14 protein-coding genes are annotated in these 16,368 nt (G+C 38.9%); 11 read left to right on the plus strand and 3 right to left on the minus strand.

Features of this window, described 5'->3' with window-relative positions; translation table 11 throughout:
* Positions 1-338 precede the first annotated feature (338 nt).
* Positions 339-1,262 (plus strand): hypothetical protein, encoded by a 924-nt coding sequence (locus DPX34_RS20120; protein ID WP_111980224.1) that lies wholly within the window; start codon positions 339-341, stop codon positions 1,260-1,262.
* Here the strand turns inward: DPX34_RS20120 and DPX34_RS20125 are convergent.
* Together DPX34_RS20125 and nhaD are read right to left on the minus strand one after the other, a co-directional pair.
* Positions 1,234-2,331, minus strand: coding sequence for a polysaccharide deacetylase family protein (locus DPX34_RS20125; RefSeq protein ID WP_111980225.1), 1,098 nt, complete (start codon positions 2,329-2,331; stop codon positions 1,234-1,236). The two genes, DPX34_RS20120 and DPX34_RS20125, sit on opposite strands and share 29 nt — an antisense overlap.
* Before the next feature lie 433 nt (positions 2,332-2,764).
* A complete protein-coding gene (nhaD, locus tag DPX34_RS20130) occupies positions 2,765-4,009 on the minus strand; it encodes a sodium:proton antiporter NhaD (protein ID WP_111980226.1) in 1,245 nt (414 codons plus the stop codon).
* A gap of 331 nt (positions 4,010-4,340) precedes the next feature.
* On the opposite strand from nhaD, the gene htpX reads away from it, so the two are divergent.
* The 3 genes from htpX to DPX34_RS20145 all read left to right on the plus strand — a co-directional run bounded on the left by htpX (position 4,341) and on the right by DPX34_RS20145 (position 10,030).
* Entirely contained in the window at positions 4,341-5,216 is an 876-nt protein-coding gene (gene htpX / locus DPX34_RS20135; protein ID WP_111980227.1) for a protease HtpX, read from the plus strand.
* Between the two features lie 245 nt (positions 5,217-5,461).
* Entirely contained in the window at positions 5,462-7,804 is a 2,343-nt protein-coding gene (locus DPX34_RS20140; RefSeq protein ID WP_111980228.1) for a YHYH protein, read from the plus strand.
* A 348-nt stretch (positions 7,805-8,152) separates the two neighbouring features.
* Positions 8,153-10,030 carry a DUF5060 domain-containing protein gene (locus DPX34_RS20145; RefSeq protein WP_111980229.1) on the plus strand — a complete coding sequence of 626 codons (1,878 nt, stop codon included), beginning with the start codon at positions 8,153-8,155 and terminating at the stop codon, positions 10,028-10,030.
* A gap of 35 nt (positions 10,031-10,065) precedes the next feature.
* Here the strand turns inward: DPX34_RS20145 and DPX34_RS20150 are convergent, their stop codons facing one another.
* Positions 10,066-10,977: a LysR substrate-binding domain-containing protein gene (locus DPX34_RS20150; protein WP_198673770.1), complete on the minus strand. Its 912-nt coding sequence runs from the start codon at positions 10,975-10,977 to the stop codon at positions 10,066-10,068.
* 153 nt (positions 10,978-11,130) lie between these two features.
* Between DPX34_RS20150 and DPX34_RS20155 the strand changes: the two genes are divergently transcribed.
* From DPX34_RS20155 to DPX34_RS20185, 7 genes are all read left to right on the plus strand, one after another.
* The gene (locus DPX34_RS20155) at positions 11,131-11,580 is read left to right on the plus strand and encodes a DoxX family protein (RefSeq protein WP_111980230.1); all 450 of its coding nucleotides are present in this window, start codon (positions 11,131-11,133) and stop codon (positions 11,578-11,580) included.
* A 3-nt stretch (positions 11,581-11,583) separates the two neighbouring features.
* A complete protein-coding gene (locus tag DPX34_RS20160; RefSeq protein ID WP_111980231.1) occupies positions 11,584-12,543 on the plus strand; it encodes a glutathione S-transferase family protein in 960 nt (319 codons plus the stop codon).
* Between the two features lie 68 nt (positions 12,544-12,611).
* Positions 12,612-13,379: a pirin family protein gene (locus DPX34_RS20165; RefSeq protein ID WP_111980232.1), complete on the plus strand. Its 768-nt coding sequence runs from the start codon at positions 12,612-12,614 to the stop codon at positions 13,377-13,379.
* A 112-nt stretch (positions 13,380-13,491) separates the two neighbouring features.
* Positions 13,492-14,091, plus strand: a complete 600-nt coding sequence (locus DPX34_RS20170) for a DUF1287 domain-containing protein (protein ID WP_111980233.1) — start codon at positions 13,492-13,494, stop codon at positions 14,089-14,091.
* Positions 14,092-14,267: 176 nt separating this feature from the next.
* Positions 14,268-14,825 (plus strand): TFIIB-type zinc ribbon-containing protein, encoded by a 558-nt coding sequence (locus tag DPX34_RS20175; RefSeq protein ID WP_111980234.1) that lies wholly within the window; start codon positions 14,268-14,270, stop codon positions 14,823-14,825.
* Between the two features lie 77 nt (positions 14,826-14,902).
* Complete coding sequence (locus tag DPX34_RS20180; protein ID WP_111980235.1) at positions 14,903-15,454, plus strand: pyridoxamine 5'-phosphate oxidase family protein; 552 nt, start codon at positions 14,903-14,905, stop codon at positions 15,452-15,454.
* Positions 15,455-15,729: 275 nt separating this feature from the next.
* The gene (locus tag DPX34_RS20185) at positions 15,730-16,254 is read left to right on the plus strand and encodes a hypothetical protein (RefSeq protein WP_111980236.1); all 525 of its coding nucleotides are present in this window, start codon (positions 15,730-15,732) and stop codon (positions 16,252-16,254) included.
* The last annotated feature ends 114 nt before the right edge of the window (positions 16,255-16,368 follow it).

A 16,368-nucleotide genomic window follows, 5' to 3' on the forward strand; every position in this document is an offset into this window, starting at 1 on the left:
ATCCTTAAGTTTAACGTCCTAAAACAAACCATTGTTTAACCTTTAAAAAAAACGATTAAATTTATATACATTTATTTTAAACCAGTGAGCTAATAAAGGTAGTCTTAATTGCCTTTTTGCCCTTTGTTTTCGTTATTATTTAGTCTTTTTGTGAAGGGGCAAACAATAGAACAAGTTAAGCTAGGGGATTAGTTTTAATGCGGTATTGGTATAATATGAATTTCTGTTATTTTTCTTCTGCTACGTTTTTAACTAAACCTATGAATATAAAAACATTTATGTCATTAAAGAAAATATTCACATCTCACTTTATAAGGGCATATACGCTCCTATTGCTTGTGTTTACTCTTAATTCAACAGAATCAGTAGCAAAACAACTTAGCTTTTCTAAAAAACAACAAGGTGAACAGGTCATATTAGCGTATAAATGGATAGACCATTATGAGAATGAAATGCAATTAGAAGCTTCATTTTTGCAAAAAGAATTTAATGCTCCCTTTCGTTTATTTAAAAAATATAAACCCGAAATTGCGTTAAGACATATTGAAATGGGCCTACGCAAAAAAATTCGATCGATGTCGCAACGCGGCGCACAAGTTAGAATAAAAAAATTTCAAGACAATATCGAAATCATCGTTAAAGGAAAAAACAAAAACCTAATCGAAAAAGTAAAAAGAAAAGCCTTAACCACAAAGTTTGAAATAGAACAGAATTATTTACTTGATACCTACTACACCCTATTTGTAAACACCTACGGACAAACATCAATTAAACCCGATCATGTTAGATTCGCACAGGAATCCATGAGCATGTTGTCGCCACTTAACGAGCATATCGTCGATCATTACAGTCAATATCCCATTCGCAGTATTGTTAACTATGTACTTGGTTTTATACAAAGTATTCCCTATGCCGATTTAGAAGATAGACAACTAACACATGGCTCGGGTTTTAGTCCACCAAATCGATTATTATTGGAAAACCGAGGTGATTGCGACAGCAAAACCGTATTAATGGCTGCTTTAATGCGTGGGGTTTTTCCTCGGCTTGGGATCAGCATAATTTTATTACCAAAACATGCTCTACTCGGCATACAAATCCCACATCAAAAAACAGACGATTACGTTGAAATTGATGGCGCATTTTATGTGTTAATGGAGCCAACAGGTCCTGCCATGTTACCCGTTGCCACAATCGCAGACAGTTCAAAAAAATACATTCAAAATAATGCGTTTAGTCACCAATTAATCCCTGTACGTTAAACCAATATTGAGAATACCAATAATGCTGCCCCGGTTTTGAACGGCTCGGTACAGTGCAATTGTATCGAGAACGCCCTTTACCCAGTGATTGCTTCGCGACAACCTCAACGATGCTTTCAGATACATGCGTAATGTTCGCTTGCTCCGTTTGTCCAGAAACATAACAGGCTAATTGACTTAATTTAAAATCAGATGTCGATACAAACTCAAGTTGCAATTTAGGCGGGTTTTCATTTAAAGCCCCCAAAATAGTAGACGATGAATCGACTTGCGGATCAGTGGGTATAACTTGCTTAACCGGCATCGCTAAACTGTATAATTTAGCCGACAATGTCGTTAAATCAGCATAAATGCCATTAGCCGGAAAGCGCGGAATGATTTGTTGATGTGTTTCAGGGCCCACCGCGCCACTGTGTTGACCAAACGCCGTAAAGCCTTGTTTTTTTAACCAACTCACCAAAGCTAAATCGTATTCTCCATAGGGGTAAGCGACATATTTAAAATCGTGTCCAATATGTTTTTTAATGGCCTGCTCTGCATCTAAAATTTGCTGTTGAACTTGCTCACGCCAACTCGTTTTTGTATGCTCAGATGAAGGCCTTATCCAATAATCATGCAACCAGCCATGATTCGCGATCGTGCCGCCATTGTCGGCGATCTTATTTAGATCATCCCAACTCAAGTATAAATGCGTGTTGTAATTAATTAACCCCGGGTTAACAAAAATCGTAAATGGCCATTTACGTTTATACAGCTCAGGTAATGCGGTATTCAATAAATTAGCATAGCCATCATCAAATGTGATCGCAACGCTGTTATTAGGCAGTTGTAAGCCTTTATTAATTGCTTGCATAGCTGAAGGGAGATCGATCACATTAAAGTTATTCGCAGCCAAAAAATTCAAGTGCGCGACAAATTGATTAGGCTTAATACTGGTTACAGCAGGGGTATTTTCTGCAACATGATGATATTGCAAAATAACCAAATTGGCTTGCACACCGCTCGTTGAAATAAATAAATAACACAAAAAAATACGGGTTACAGTTTTGATTATTAACTTTAAATTCATTTTATCTCAATAGGCTTGTCACTTAATAAAGTGCAGCCTACTTTAAAAATAAGCATAAAAAAAGAATGCTTGCGCATTCTTTTTAATGACTCACAATAATTTAAATAGCTTTATAAGCTAGGGCGTGTTTATCTTTGTCGTATCGATTTTGTTCAATTCCAAAGCGCTTTGATCGCGGCATTGGCTTGATGGCATAGTGGTTCTACGTCAAAAGCCAATAACAAAGAGCAAAACGTTTTGGATTGAACCCAAAGGGCAGCGCATTTGCACTCTTTCTACTATGTTGCCCCACATGGATGTGGGGTAAGGTGACTTTGCAGGAGCATAAAGTCTTTATCGCTCTTTTATGTAGAATTACTACACCGCAATCGCTCTGCCTTGTATAAAAAGTGCAAATACGGCTGCAAAAACATACACAAAAGATAAACACGCCCTAGGCATAAAAATATTCAGCTAACACTAACGTAATGCCATAACCGATTGTGTAAGCCAATAGCAATGCCGGTATGTAGCGCATGTACGAAATAAACGTGAGTTCCTTCATTTTGCTCATCGCGATAATACCAGCCGCAGAACCAATAGCTAACAATGACCCACCCACACCAACAGCATATGTCAGCGCCAACCATTGTTGCGTATTTAATTCTGGTTGTGCTTTTAATAACGCCGCCGTTAATGGCACATTATCTAATAACGCAGAACCAATACCGGCAAAATAACTTGAGAAGTTAGGGTTAAACTGCGCATACATTTCTGTCACCAAGTTTAGTATGCCAATCTCTTTTAACATGCCAACTAACAATAAAATACCTAAGAAGAACAACAAGGTATCAAATTCAATTTTGCGGACATATTCTAGTATTTGAATTTCTTCATCAGGGCCTCTAAAAAAGTGCCCCACTAAAAACATAATTGATAAACCGGTTAAAAAAGTCAAAACCGGCGGTACGGCAAACAACACATTCATAACCATGGTTAACACTATCGTGCTGAAAAAGATAATTGCGATATAAACATCAACGGCATCATAATCACTGCTCGCTTTAGTGGTATACACAATACCTTTTGCCCTTACTCCAAATAAAGCAGCCAAAAATAACACACTCACCGTCGCAGGTATCAACAACATAAAGAGCTGTGACATTTGCACATGACCATCTAAAAAGATCATGAGTGTGGTTACATCACCCGTGATCAAAGCAACACCGCCAGAGTTAACAGAAAAAACGGTTAAAATAGCCATTTTAAGCTTTGTTCGTGCATTAATGTCGAACGATTGCAGCAAGGTTAACGACACTAACGTGGCCGTAACATTGTCACAAATGGCAGATAAAACAAGCGAGAATAAAGCGACTAAAAATATCAACATACGTTGCGAAAGCATCTTTGGAAAAAGCTTTTGCACCGCAAGTTGGATCACGCCTTTTGCATTTAAATAAGCCACAAAAGTCATTGTCGACATTAAAAAGAGCCAGAGCGTTGCGATTTCAAGTAGGTTTTCTTCTAACCGGTGAGTCAATACTTCGTGCTGCTCAGCAGAACCCGAAATAAAAAGGGTAAGCCACGCAATACAACCGCAAAACAACGTTGTTTTAGCTTTGTTGATGTGAGTAACTTCTTCCAAGACAATACTCAGCAAAGCGAGTAAAGCCAGTGCAATTAAAAAATATTCAATCATTAAATGTGCCTAACATATTTAATTTTTAATAACTAAATGTCCGCCTATTGTTAAACCTAATTTAACAACTATACACCGTTGTATTTTGAGCTGACATCGCGAGAGGGAGCGGATTAAAACATATAAAAAGTAACAGAACAAAAAAAAACAACTGATTATAAAAAAAACAATAATCAACCAGTTGTTAGTTAATTAAGCACTGCGTTTTTGTAAACAATACGTTATATAAATACAGTGAAAACTTTACTAAAAAATATTTCAATTTAGCTATTGTAAAAATGAGAATTAGACATATTATGTCGTTAGTTCATCACTCAATTGGGTATTATTTATGCAACGTGTAATTTTATTTTTAATCACTAATATTGCGATCATGCTAACGCTCAGCATTGCATTAAATATTGTGTTTGCCATGTTTGGTATACAAGCGAAAGGGTTTGGCGGGATCTTAACCATTGCCGTCGTATTTGGCTTTGGCGGTGCTTTTATTTCACTATTAATGTCTAAATGGATGGCTAAACGTTCAACAGGTGCAGAAGTCATCACAACCCCGAGTAACACAACCGAACAATGGCTAGTGCAAACGGTAAAAAGACATGCGCAACAAGCCAACATTGGTATGCCAGAAGTCGCTATATTCCATTCACCCGAAATGAATGCCTTCGCGACAGGGGCTAACAAAAACAATGCATTGGTCGCCGTCAGTTCTGGTTTACTCGATAATATGACACAAGCCGAGGCAGAAGCCGTTATTGGTCATGAGATTAGTCATATTGCCAATGGCGACATGGTCACATTAACGTTAATACAAGGTGTCGTTAATACCTTCGTTATTTTCTTAGCGCGTGCCATCGCGACACTTATCGATAATGCCACTAGAAGTAATAATTCAAATGGCGAAGGATTAGGGGGCATAGCCTATTTTGCGATCGTATTTGTACTTGAAATGCTCTTTGGTGTATTAGCCAGTATGGTTGTCGCTTGGTTTTCACGTAAAAGAGAATATAGAGCCGATGCAGGGGGGGCGCATTTAGCTGGCAAACAAGCCATGATTTCAGCGTTAGAGCGTTTAAAATCAGGTCACGAAAGTCGTTTAGAAGGTTCAATAATGGCCTTTGGTATAAATAGTAAAAGCAAATTTATGTCTTTATTAGCGAGTCATCCACCACTTGATGATCGCATTCGGGCTTTAAAAGCAGCGTCTTGAACACGACAAAGTAAGCATTTAATTAAATGCCAATTTAAAAAATAATATAGGCTTGGTTAACAAGCCTATATCTTATGCTTAAGCTCCACTAGTTCTATTCATCAAAACAAAAGATCTTTACACTGCATCCCTATTTCTTCCTTATTTTATGATGACGTAAAATAGTGTAAAGCTCATAGCACTTTGCATCCATCCATACTAATTTAGTAATAAGTCATTAATTTAAATAAATTGGATACAACTTTATGCGTTTGCTAATCATGTCGATATTCTTGGTTTTTTCGATTACAGCTTGTGGCGGTTCAGGTACAAATAATACGCTAACTGATACTGATGTCGAAAATGGCGATGGCACAGACAATACCTCTGATGGTAGTTCGGGTGATAACAATTCCGGTAATGCAGATAATTCAGGAGGAAATAACTCGGGAGGTGACGGCTCAGATACCGGCTCAGATACCGGCTCAGGCGGAGACACCACAACGCCCGTCGTTAATACGCAACCCAATATATTAATTTTAATTAGTGATGACCAAGGCAAAGATACTTCGGCTCAATATCCTCTTTATTCAAATGACTTGCCAACCACACCCAATATAAATCAGCTTGCAGAGCAAGGGATCGTATTTGATAACGCGTGGGCCACGCCCATGTGTGCAACAACGAGAGCCGCCATACTCACTGGCCAATATGGCATTCACAGTGGCATAACTCAGGTACCTGGTGATCTCAATACAACAACACCTATTATTGCAAGTATGCTCAGCAGTAGCGACAATGCAAATAACTACCAAACAGGATTCTTTGGTAAATGGCATTTAGCCGGTAACGGCAGTGATTTAGATCATCCCAATAAAATGGGTATTGACTACTTTGCGGGCACCATTCAAGGCAACATAGACGATTACTATAATTGGGATTTAACCATTAATGGTGAATTAAATAAAAGCACTGAATACCACACCAGCAAAATTACCGATTTGGCTATCGATTGGATAGATAAAAGCGACACAACTAAACCCTGGTTAGTATGGATGGCCTATTCTGCGCCGCACTCCCCTTTTCATTTACCACCAGCCAGCTTACATAACCGAAATTTATCGGGTACCACTGACGATATAGAAAATAATACACGTCAATATTTTTTAGCCGCCATTGAAGCACTCGATAGTGAAGTAGGTCGACTCGTCGCTGAAATACCCACGGAGCAATTAGCCAATACCATTATTTTTTATATCGGTGATAATGGCACACCCAAAAAAGTAATCGACACCACACTTTATGCTAAGGCACATTCAAAAAGTACCCTGTTTGAAGGTGGCGTCAATGTTCCTTTTATTGTATCAGGTCAAAAAGTGACACGTAAAAACCAACGTGAAAGCGCTTTAATTAATAGTACCGATATAATGGCAACGTTGGCCGAAATAGCGAATATCCCTTTAACGACTCAAACCGACAGTAACAGTTTTGCTCATTTATTAACAACAGAGAATGCCTCACATCGTGACTACCTATTTACCAGTATTGATAATTCAAGTGATGCCAATAGTGGTTACGCCATTCGTAATCAAAACTACAAGTTAATTAGTTACAAAGACGGAACCGAAGCCTTTTATGATTTAAGTCAATCCCCTATTGAAACAACAGACTTACTCAGCCAAGCCAACTTTAATAGCACTAACGCTGCCGCCATTTATCAAACACTCAAAAACCAACTCAACATTTTATTAGGTCAAACGCCCACGGGTGATATCGACATCACCAATGCAACGCTAACAAAAAGATCAAATTCATGTGCTGATTACCTAAATAACTATACATCGAGCGTATTAGATGTAAACGAAGCAACGATGTTTAATGGTGATTTGCGCATTACGCTCACAAATACTAAATGTGTATTTAATACCAACGCCATCCCTAATCACGACTTTAATGATGGTAGCCTAGCTTTCCCTAATAGCGTGTCAGCTCAAGATGATTTATTTGAAATCACAAGCACCCCAACAAAAGCAGCTACAGCAACCGAATTATCATTGAATTACGATAATGCTATTTTGCTTAATGGTGTCAAAGTCGATGTATTAGCGGCGGGGTGTTTTGGCATTGGCAATGGTAAAATAGGTTGTAATGACATGGCAACACCGTGGCGTTACGACCCAATGTTCGCAGCCAATAATTTTAGAGTTGATACGCATAACGCGCATGCACAACCAGACGGAACCTATCATTACCATGGTACACCCAATGCATTTTATACATCAGACGACTTAACAGAATCACCCGTTATTGGATTCGCTGCGGACGGGTTCCCTATTTTTGGTCCTAATTTTAATGACAATGGCGTTATTCGCAAAGCAAAACCAAGCTACGAATTAAAAGCAGGCTCGCGCCCTGCTGGCAATGGTGAGCCAGGTGGCACTTACGACGGAACCTTTCGTGATGATTGGCAATATACCGCAGGTTTAGGTGATTTAGATGCCTGTAACGGTATGACCCTCAATGGCGTTTATGGTTATTACATAACCGATAGCTACCCATATATTATAGGTTGCTATACTGGCACCCCAGACGAGTCGTTCCGTAAATGAAAGCGTAAAGGTAGAAAACCTAATCGACCTAAAAATAAACACAGACCTTTTTAAAGTGAATATTTAAAAATCGCAGAAGGTACTGAACATATCAAACAGATGGTTTTGGCTATAACTCGCTCATTACCTTCGAATGGATCATCGTTAATTGATAACCCCAGAATCCGTGGCCATTTAACAAAATGGCTACGGTTACTTTAAGCCATACCCTTTCAGCTTAATTTTAAGCACGCTAACCTTATTCAGTAATTTCATAACGCATTACTAAAAAAAGATATTTAATTAAAAATGATTTTTATAAGTAAACTAAAATAATTAAAAATAAAACAAAAAATAGAAAGGCCTTTAATGACGCAACTTAAATCTCTTTTTTCAGCGATCAAATTCAGTACCTCCCTTTGTCTTTTTTTACTGGGCTGTAATGAAAATAATCAATCAAGCACACAAGGCATACCGGCCATTCAATACAAAACAATTAGCCTTGATTTTGATGGCCCAAACACAAATGAAAATGACAAAATTAACCCATTCACGCAATACCGTTTAGTAGGCGAGTTTATACAAGGCAATGAAACCCGGCTCGTTCGAGGTTTTTATAATGCAGATGGCAATGCCGGTGAAACATCAGCAACCTCAGGATCGCAATGGCGTATTAATTTCAAACCGTTTACAGCTGGCACATGGCAATACAAAATTCATTTTGACCAAGGCGACAATATTGCATTAACCAACGATTTAACTTTAGGCAAACCCGTTTCATTTGACGGCCAATCAGGCCAAATAGTTGTCGAAAAACGTCAACCACCCAAGCACGATGTCCTTAGTGTTAAAAACGGTTATTTATATCAACGTCACAGTCAACAAGGCGTGCTAAAAGTGGGGGCTAATAGCCCAGAAAATTTACTGGGCTATATTGATTTTGACAGCACCTATCGAGCTGGAATTGAAAAACAAGATAAAGTGGATATAGGTAAAGCCTCTACTGATGTTTTGCACAAATATCCAAACCACTTAAAAGACTGGACGCCTAAAGACCCAAGCTGGCAACAAGGTAAAGGCAAGTCATTAATCGGCGCAATTAATTACTTAGCCAGCACAGAAATGAACGCGATTTATTTCTTAACCATGAACATAGCCGGTGATGGCAAAGATGTATGGCCTTATATTAACCACCATACACTTGATCGTTTTGACGTAAGTAAATTAGCCCAGTGGGAAACGGTTTTTCAGCACATGGAAGACAAGCACATGATCATGCATGTGATTTTGCAAGAAACCGAAAACGAATTATTACTCGATAATGGCGATACTGGCTTTCAGCGCCAGCTTTATTTGCAAGAAATGATCGCACGTTTTAGTCATCACGCCGGTATCATTTGGAATATAGGGGAAGAAAACGGCCCTGTGCACTTTTCACCTACCGGCCAAACCCCGCAGCAAGTCATGAGCATGACCGAATTTTTAAAACAGAATGATCCGTATCAACACCCCATTTTTATTCACACTCACGCCAGTGCAAAACACAAAGATGAAACCTTAACCCCACTTATGGGTTATAAACACTTAGACGGTTTATCATTTCAAGTTGATCAACCTTTGCAAACTGCACAACACATTGCTAAATGGCAAAACAAAGCGTTGGCCGCAGGGCATCAACTTGCGATCACCATGGACGAAATCGGTTTATGGCACACTGGCGCATTACCCGACAGCGATGACCCCAATCACGATATCATGCGCCAACAAGTTATGTGGCCGAGTTTTATGCTCAATGCAGCCGGTGTAGAATGGTATTTTGGTTATAAATTTGCGCATAATGATCTTAACGCAGAAGACTGGCGATCACGTGATTTACTATGGCAGCAAACGGCTATCGCAAAAAATTTCTTTACGCAGCAAAATGTATTTGAATTACGACAAACATGCGGTCAACCCTTAACAACACAACTGTATTGCGTAACCAATAAACAAACAGATCATGCCATTGTGTATTTAACACAGGTAAACACAAAGAATGTAGTGTTACCTAAGTTGGAAGGGCAATATAACGCTAAATGGTTTAACCCTAAAACAGGGACTGAAAACCTCATTTCAAGCTTAATAGTTATTAAACGTAATCAAGCCTTTACCTTACCTGCGTTGCCAACGTTACATACTGAAAACAAGGTTGAAAACAAAACCGAAAAACAGTCTGATTGGGCATTAGTGCTAACAAAGAAATCCTAGCATCCCCATAATAACTTGAGAACAAGAGCAGCGTTTTATCCCGGCTGTTCTTGTTCATTAAACCGCGCTTTTAACATGGCTTTTAAACGCTGTAATCCCTTGCCTTTATTCACAATTTTCCAAGCAACATGCAAACGTTTAGGTTGAATAACATCAGTTAGCGGAACCTCAACTAAGCGTCCCTGTTTTAACAAATCGGCGATGCGCGTTTTGGGTAAAAAGCCACCGCCAATCCCCGCTTTAATCGCATTAATTTTATCTTCAACCGTTGCAACATAAAAACGTAAACTCTGGTCAATCACATCACTGGTCCACGGCACGGCCGTTTTAACGCTATCATGGGTTATCACCGTTCGATATTGACTAATATCATCTTTCGCGACCGGCTTATCTATTTTGGCCAATGCATGATTTGGGGCCACAACAAAAGCAACATCAAACTGACAAAAAAAGGCGGTATGAATACCTTTATTAACCGGGATCGGTTCAGGTGCACCAATTAACAAATCAACTCGGTCTTCAATTAAAGCCTCCCATGTGCCATTTAACACCTCTTCAGATACATCAAATTCAATGCTTGGATGATCAATTAAAAATTCATTGAGTAATTCAAAAACAGGGGCTTTCTCAACAATAGAATCAATCGCAACTCTGATCTTAGGCTCCCAGCCATTAGCGATCGTTTGCGTTTGTTCAGATAATTTATTCAATACAGACAAGATAATGCGACCTTCATCAACCACGTGCTTACCTGCCGGGGTTAATACCGCGCGGCGGCCTTCGCGCTGAAACAACGTCACCCCTAATTGCTCTTCCGTTTTTTGCACAATGTAAGATAAAGCCGATGTCACTTTATTAAGTTGCTCTGCCGCCGCGGCATAACTCCCGCGTTGCTGTATTGCATCTAAAACCATGAGTGCTTCAATCGATATTGCCGGTGTTTTCATTATTATCAACCGTTATTAAAGTATGATTTTATATTGTTCAATTTTTTTGAACAAATCAAACAAAAAGAGCCTCTTATTCAAAAAATATAATCAGGTTAATCTAGCCCTACTGAATAAAACACAAACCCGAATAAACAAAAAAGGTGAATAAACATGAACATTGCAACACTAAAAACCCTATTTCAAACAAATGACTCATTAGCCGCATTACCCTTACGATTAGTTGCCGGTACGATATTTATGGCACATGGCGGTCAAAAATTATTTTCGTGGTTTGGTGGCTACGGGTTAACAGGCACCGGACAATGGATGGAATCAATTGGCTTAGCGCCAGGTTATTTAATGGCCTTGCTAGCCGGTAGTGCCGAATTTTTTGGTGGTTTTTTTATCTTACTTGGTTTACTCACTCGCCTTAGCGGTTTAGCACTGGCCGTGACCATGCTAGTGGCTATTTTCTCGGTGCATTTTACCAATGGTTTATTCATGAGTAACAACGGTTATGAGTTTGGTTTAGCACTCTTCGCAATGAGCATAGCGTTAGTTATACAAGGCGGCGGTCAATATTCAATTGATAATGTATTAATTAAAAAAATTAAGGAGTAAATCATGGGATTATTAGTAAACGGCAAATGGGTTGATCAATGGTACGACACTGAAAACAATAAAGGTGAATTTGTCCGTCAAGAAAGCCGGTTTCGCCATACCATTTCAAATAAAGAAAATGCACAATTTAAACCCGAAGCCGACCGTTATCATTTATATGTATCGTTGGCCTGCCCTTGGGCGCATCGAACCTTAATTTACCGCCAACTTAAACAGCTAAACGACATCATTACCGTTAGCATTGTTGAACCCGAAATGCTCAGCAATGGCTGGGAATTTTCTGACGATGGTGATGAGCTATACGGCTTTAAATATGCGTATCAATTATATTTAAAAGCCGCACCCGATTATCAAGGTCGTGTAACCGTGCCCATTTTATGGGATAAAAAAACGCAGCAAATCGTTAATAACGAATCAGTAGAAATAATCCGTATTTTTAACACTGCGTTTAATGATTTAACCGGCAACACAAATGATTATTACCCAAGTGAATTACAAAATGAGATTGATCTCGTTAACGATAAAATCTACGGCACCATAAACAATGGGGTTTACAAGGCCGGTTTTGCCACCACTCAAACCGCCTATGCTCAAGCACACGACGCACTTTTTGCGAGTTTAGATTGGCTTGAAAATAGGCTTGCCCAACAACGTTATTTAGTCGGAACACAAATAACAGAAGCTGATTGGCGCTTGTTTACAACGTTGATCCGGTTTGATGCGGTTTATCATGGTCACTTTAAATGTAATCGTCAAAAGCTATCGGAGTATGCAAACATTAGCCAATACGTAAAAGAACTGTATCAAGTTAAAGGGGTTAAACAAACCGTTGATTTAGACTATACCAAACAACATTATTACGTGAGTCATACCACGATCAACCCAACACAAATCATACCGGTTGGGCCCATTAATAATTTTGATAGTCCACACGATCGCGATCGTCCCTACTCGGCTTATTAATACCAATTACATAAACACCAGAGAAGAAATAACAGAGAATCAACATCAAATATCAAAAGGAGCCAACCATGTTAAAACACATTAAGTTTAATGATCTCGGTAAAGCCAATCATGGTTGGCTAAAAGCGAATCATCACTTTAGCTTTGCCCATTATTACAACCCTGCCCGCATGGGGTTTGGCACACTTCGTGTGGTAAATGATGATTGGGTAGCCGCAGGTAAAGGTTTTGATCCACACCCACATCGCAACATGGAAATCATTACCTTTGTAAGAAGTGGAGAAATAAGTCACCAAGACAATGCCGGACATACCGGGGTAACAAAAGCCGGTGAAGTACAAGTGATGAGCGCGGGTAGCGGCATAATTCATTCTGAATACAATCTCTCAGAACAAGATTTAACCTTATTTCAAATTTGGATCCAAACCAATAAACACAACGTGAACCCACGATGGGAAAGCAAACCGTTTAACCAAGGTTTTTCCGATCAACAATTACCGCTATTGGTTTCGGGTTATAGTGGCGATCATAACGTAATAGAGAACAAGCCTTTGTTTATACACCAGCATGCCCGCATTTATGCAGGAAAAATAACCAAAGGCACTCAACTTACGCAGCCAATAACCCATCAGGCTTATGTGTTAGCCTCACAAGGTGAGTTTAAAATAATTGAACTCCCCCTTACAGACAGCGCCACAGAGCACACTGAAAATAAAGCAGACTTGCAAGCTCAAGTCACTTTACAAAAAGGCGATGCGGCAGAGATAACGCAAACACAATCAATAATGCTAGAAGCCTTAGCCGATAGTGAAATTGTGATTATCGACGCGCCTTAAAAGGGATTAATTAACAAGCTTAAGCATGAAGCCAAACCAATTTGGCTTCATGCTTCACTCAAACGCGTAAATGGTTTAATCTTAATTTAACTCTTTTCATGTTTGGATCGTCATGCGTTATCTTGCTTTTTTAATATCACTCACCTTCGCATTAACAAGCCATGCCAGCACATTTGAAAACGATATTGTCGCGGCGTTAAAAGAAAGAACACAACACCGAGTCACTTACGACGGTCGTTATTTATCAATACCTTACCCAAATGGCGATGTGCCAGATAATATCGGTGTGTGTACCGATGTGATTATTCGAGCTTATCGCACTTTAGGCGTTGATTTGCAAAAATTAGTACATGAAGACATGCAAGCCAACTTCGGCCTTTACCCTTCAAAACGCATTTGGGGCTTAACTAAAACCGATAAAAACATCGATCATAGACGAGTGCCCAATTTACAAACCTTTTTTAGCCGCTATGGTCAAGTGCTCGCGGTATCAAATACCCCAAGTGATTACCAAGCTGGCGATTTAGTCACTTGGAATTTACCCGGTAATCGACCGCATATTGGCATGGTAATCGACCAAATATCAGAACATTCAGGTTGGCCGCTCATCGTGCATAACGTCGGCATGGGTCCCGAAATAGACGAAATGCTATTTGATTATAAAATGACCGGGCATTATCGCTACGTACCCACTCAATACCTTGAAGAATAAGATAAAATAGTAAAGGTTGAAATTACGCAGTGCTCATAACTAAAGTGGTAAATATACGCCCAGTAACAACCCAATATTAAAAACGCTGAGATGATCACAGACATTTATCTTTCTATTTTATAAAGTCTGTAATAAATTCAATACACTAAACGTAAAACAAAATTAAAGGGAACAAAATGGATTGTACTAGTTGTAAAAGTGGCGCCTTAATACCGAGCTTTATTGAAGGTCAATTTCGAGCTCACACCTGTTCATCCTGCGGCGGTAACTGGATCTTAATTGAAGATTTTGTCTCATGGAAAGAACGCAATCCTGAATATGCCTTCGCCGACAACATATCAATAGAAGAATCAGAAATCACCGATACTAAAAAAGCCCTGCTTTGCCCATCGTCTGGCGCCATCATGCGTAAATTTAGAATATCATCAACTCATCACCATAAACTCGACTACAGCAATTTAGTGGGTGGAATATGGTTAGATAAAGGTGAATGGGAATTATTAAAAAGTGAAGGTTTAGCCGGCTGTTTAAATGCGGTTCTCAAGCAAAATTGGCAAAATAATATTCGACAAAATAATGCTAAAGCCAATTTCGCCGAAATTTATTCAGCTAAATTTGGCGATGAAACTTACGCTAAAGTAAAAGAATTGCGCGAATGGTTATCATCACAAGACAAAAAATCAGACCTGCGCGCCTATTTGTTAGCCGACGATCCATACTCGGCTAATAAATAATAAAATAAACACGCATTTATACATATTTACCACTTATAATTTATGCTAAGTGGTAAATATAATCAGGGACACAAAGCATGGGACAGCAATACAACGAAATATCTGAAAAGAATCAAAGCTTCATCGAACAACAAAAAATATTTTTTGTGGGTACCGCCACCGATAACAGCCGCGTTAACATCTCACCCAAAGGTATGGAATCGTTCAAAGTGCTAGGCCCCAATCGGGTTATTTGGCTTAATGTAACCGGCAGTGGCAACGAAACTGCAGCCCATGTACAAACTCATCCCCGTATGACCATTATGTTTTGCGCATTTGATGGCAGCCCAAATACATTAAGACTTTATGGCAACGCCAAAGCGATTCATAAAAACGATCCAGAGTGGCCAGCGCTCGCCGCACACTTCACCTTATTGCCAGGTGCCCGACAAATATTTGATGTCAGCGTTGATTTAGTTCAAAACTCTTGTGGTATGTCGGTGCCTTTATACCACTACGAAGGTGATCGTGATCAACTAAAAAACTGGGCGACTAAACAAGGTAGCGACGGGATAAAAAAATACTGGGATAAAAAAAATCAAAAAAGCATTGATGGCTTAGAAACCAAAATAATCGAAAAAAACACATAAAAACCAAAACCAAAGCTAATACGAAATAACAAGTTTGTATTAGCTTTGACTTAACCACTCAACATAAAACATATTCTTTTTTACTCATTAAACGAATACCTTCATTAGCCGCCTCCCGCAACATTCCCTCCTAAAATCACAGCCTCAAGATACACGCTATAAATTGTAATCAACTCTTCATATTCATCCGAACTTAATAAATTACAATCATAATTAGCTCAAATTATCAGCAACAATCGATATTCACCTTAACTAAAACCTAAGAGAGAAATAATATGGAAATGTATGGCTTATTAATTTTAGACACTGAATCAACCGATGAAGTAAACAACGTCAAAAACAAAATCAGTGAATTAGATGAAAGCAATGGTTTTAGTTTTGAACAAACCTCGGTAAAACAGGGTCAAACACTGCTGCGCTTTATGTCAGATTCATCAGCACGCTTCGTACTTGAAGATTTATTTTTTAGTTTAAAAGATCAAGGCGAGCAATTTGCTAGAGCCTCACTCACCGGTGACGAAGACCCATTCTTGATCTTGTATTTGATGGAAGAAGGTGAATATTTTGAAGCTGAAATTGACCCATCCAGAATTGAATATTTAGTTAACCTAGACGAAGATGAACTCGATGAAGATGACAGAGACCTACTAAAAAATCCAAAAGCGTATTACCAAGAAAGCATAGCCCAATGGCAAGCCGGTATTAAAATTATGGATTATAAACATGATCAAACCGATATCATAAAAGAAGTATATGAAGCAGCAATTGAAGAAAGCGAATCAATGCTTGAGATGTGTTAACTCTGCTTTTTACTTTAGCGACTTCAACACAAACATAAAAAACAAAACCAAAAGTAAATATCCACGCCCAAAGGACGTGGTTTTGATTTAGCCCTAGAAGGGCTTTACATGTTG

It is taken from the genome of Algibacillus agarilyticus, from assembly GCF_003286125.1.
GTDB lineage: Bacteria > Pseudomonadota > Gammaproteobacteria > Enterobacterales > Alteromonadaceae > Algibacillus > Algibacillus agarilyticus.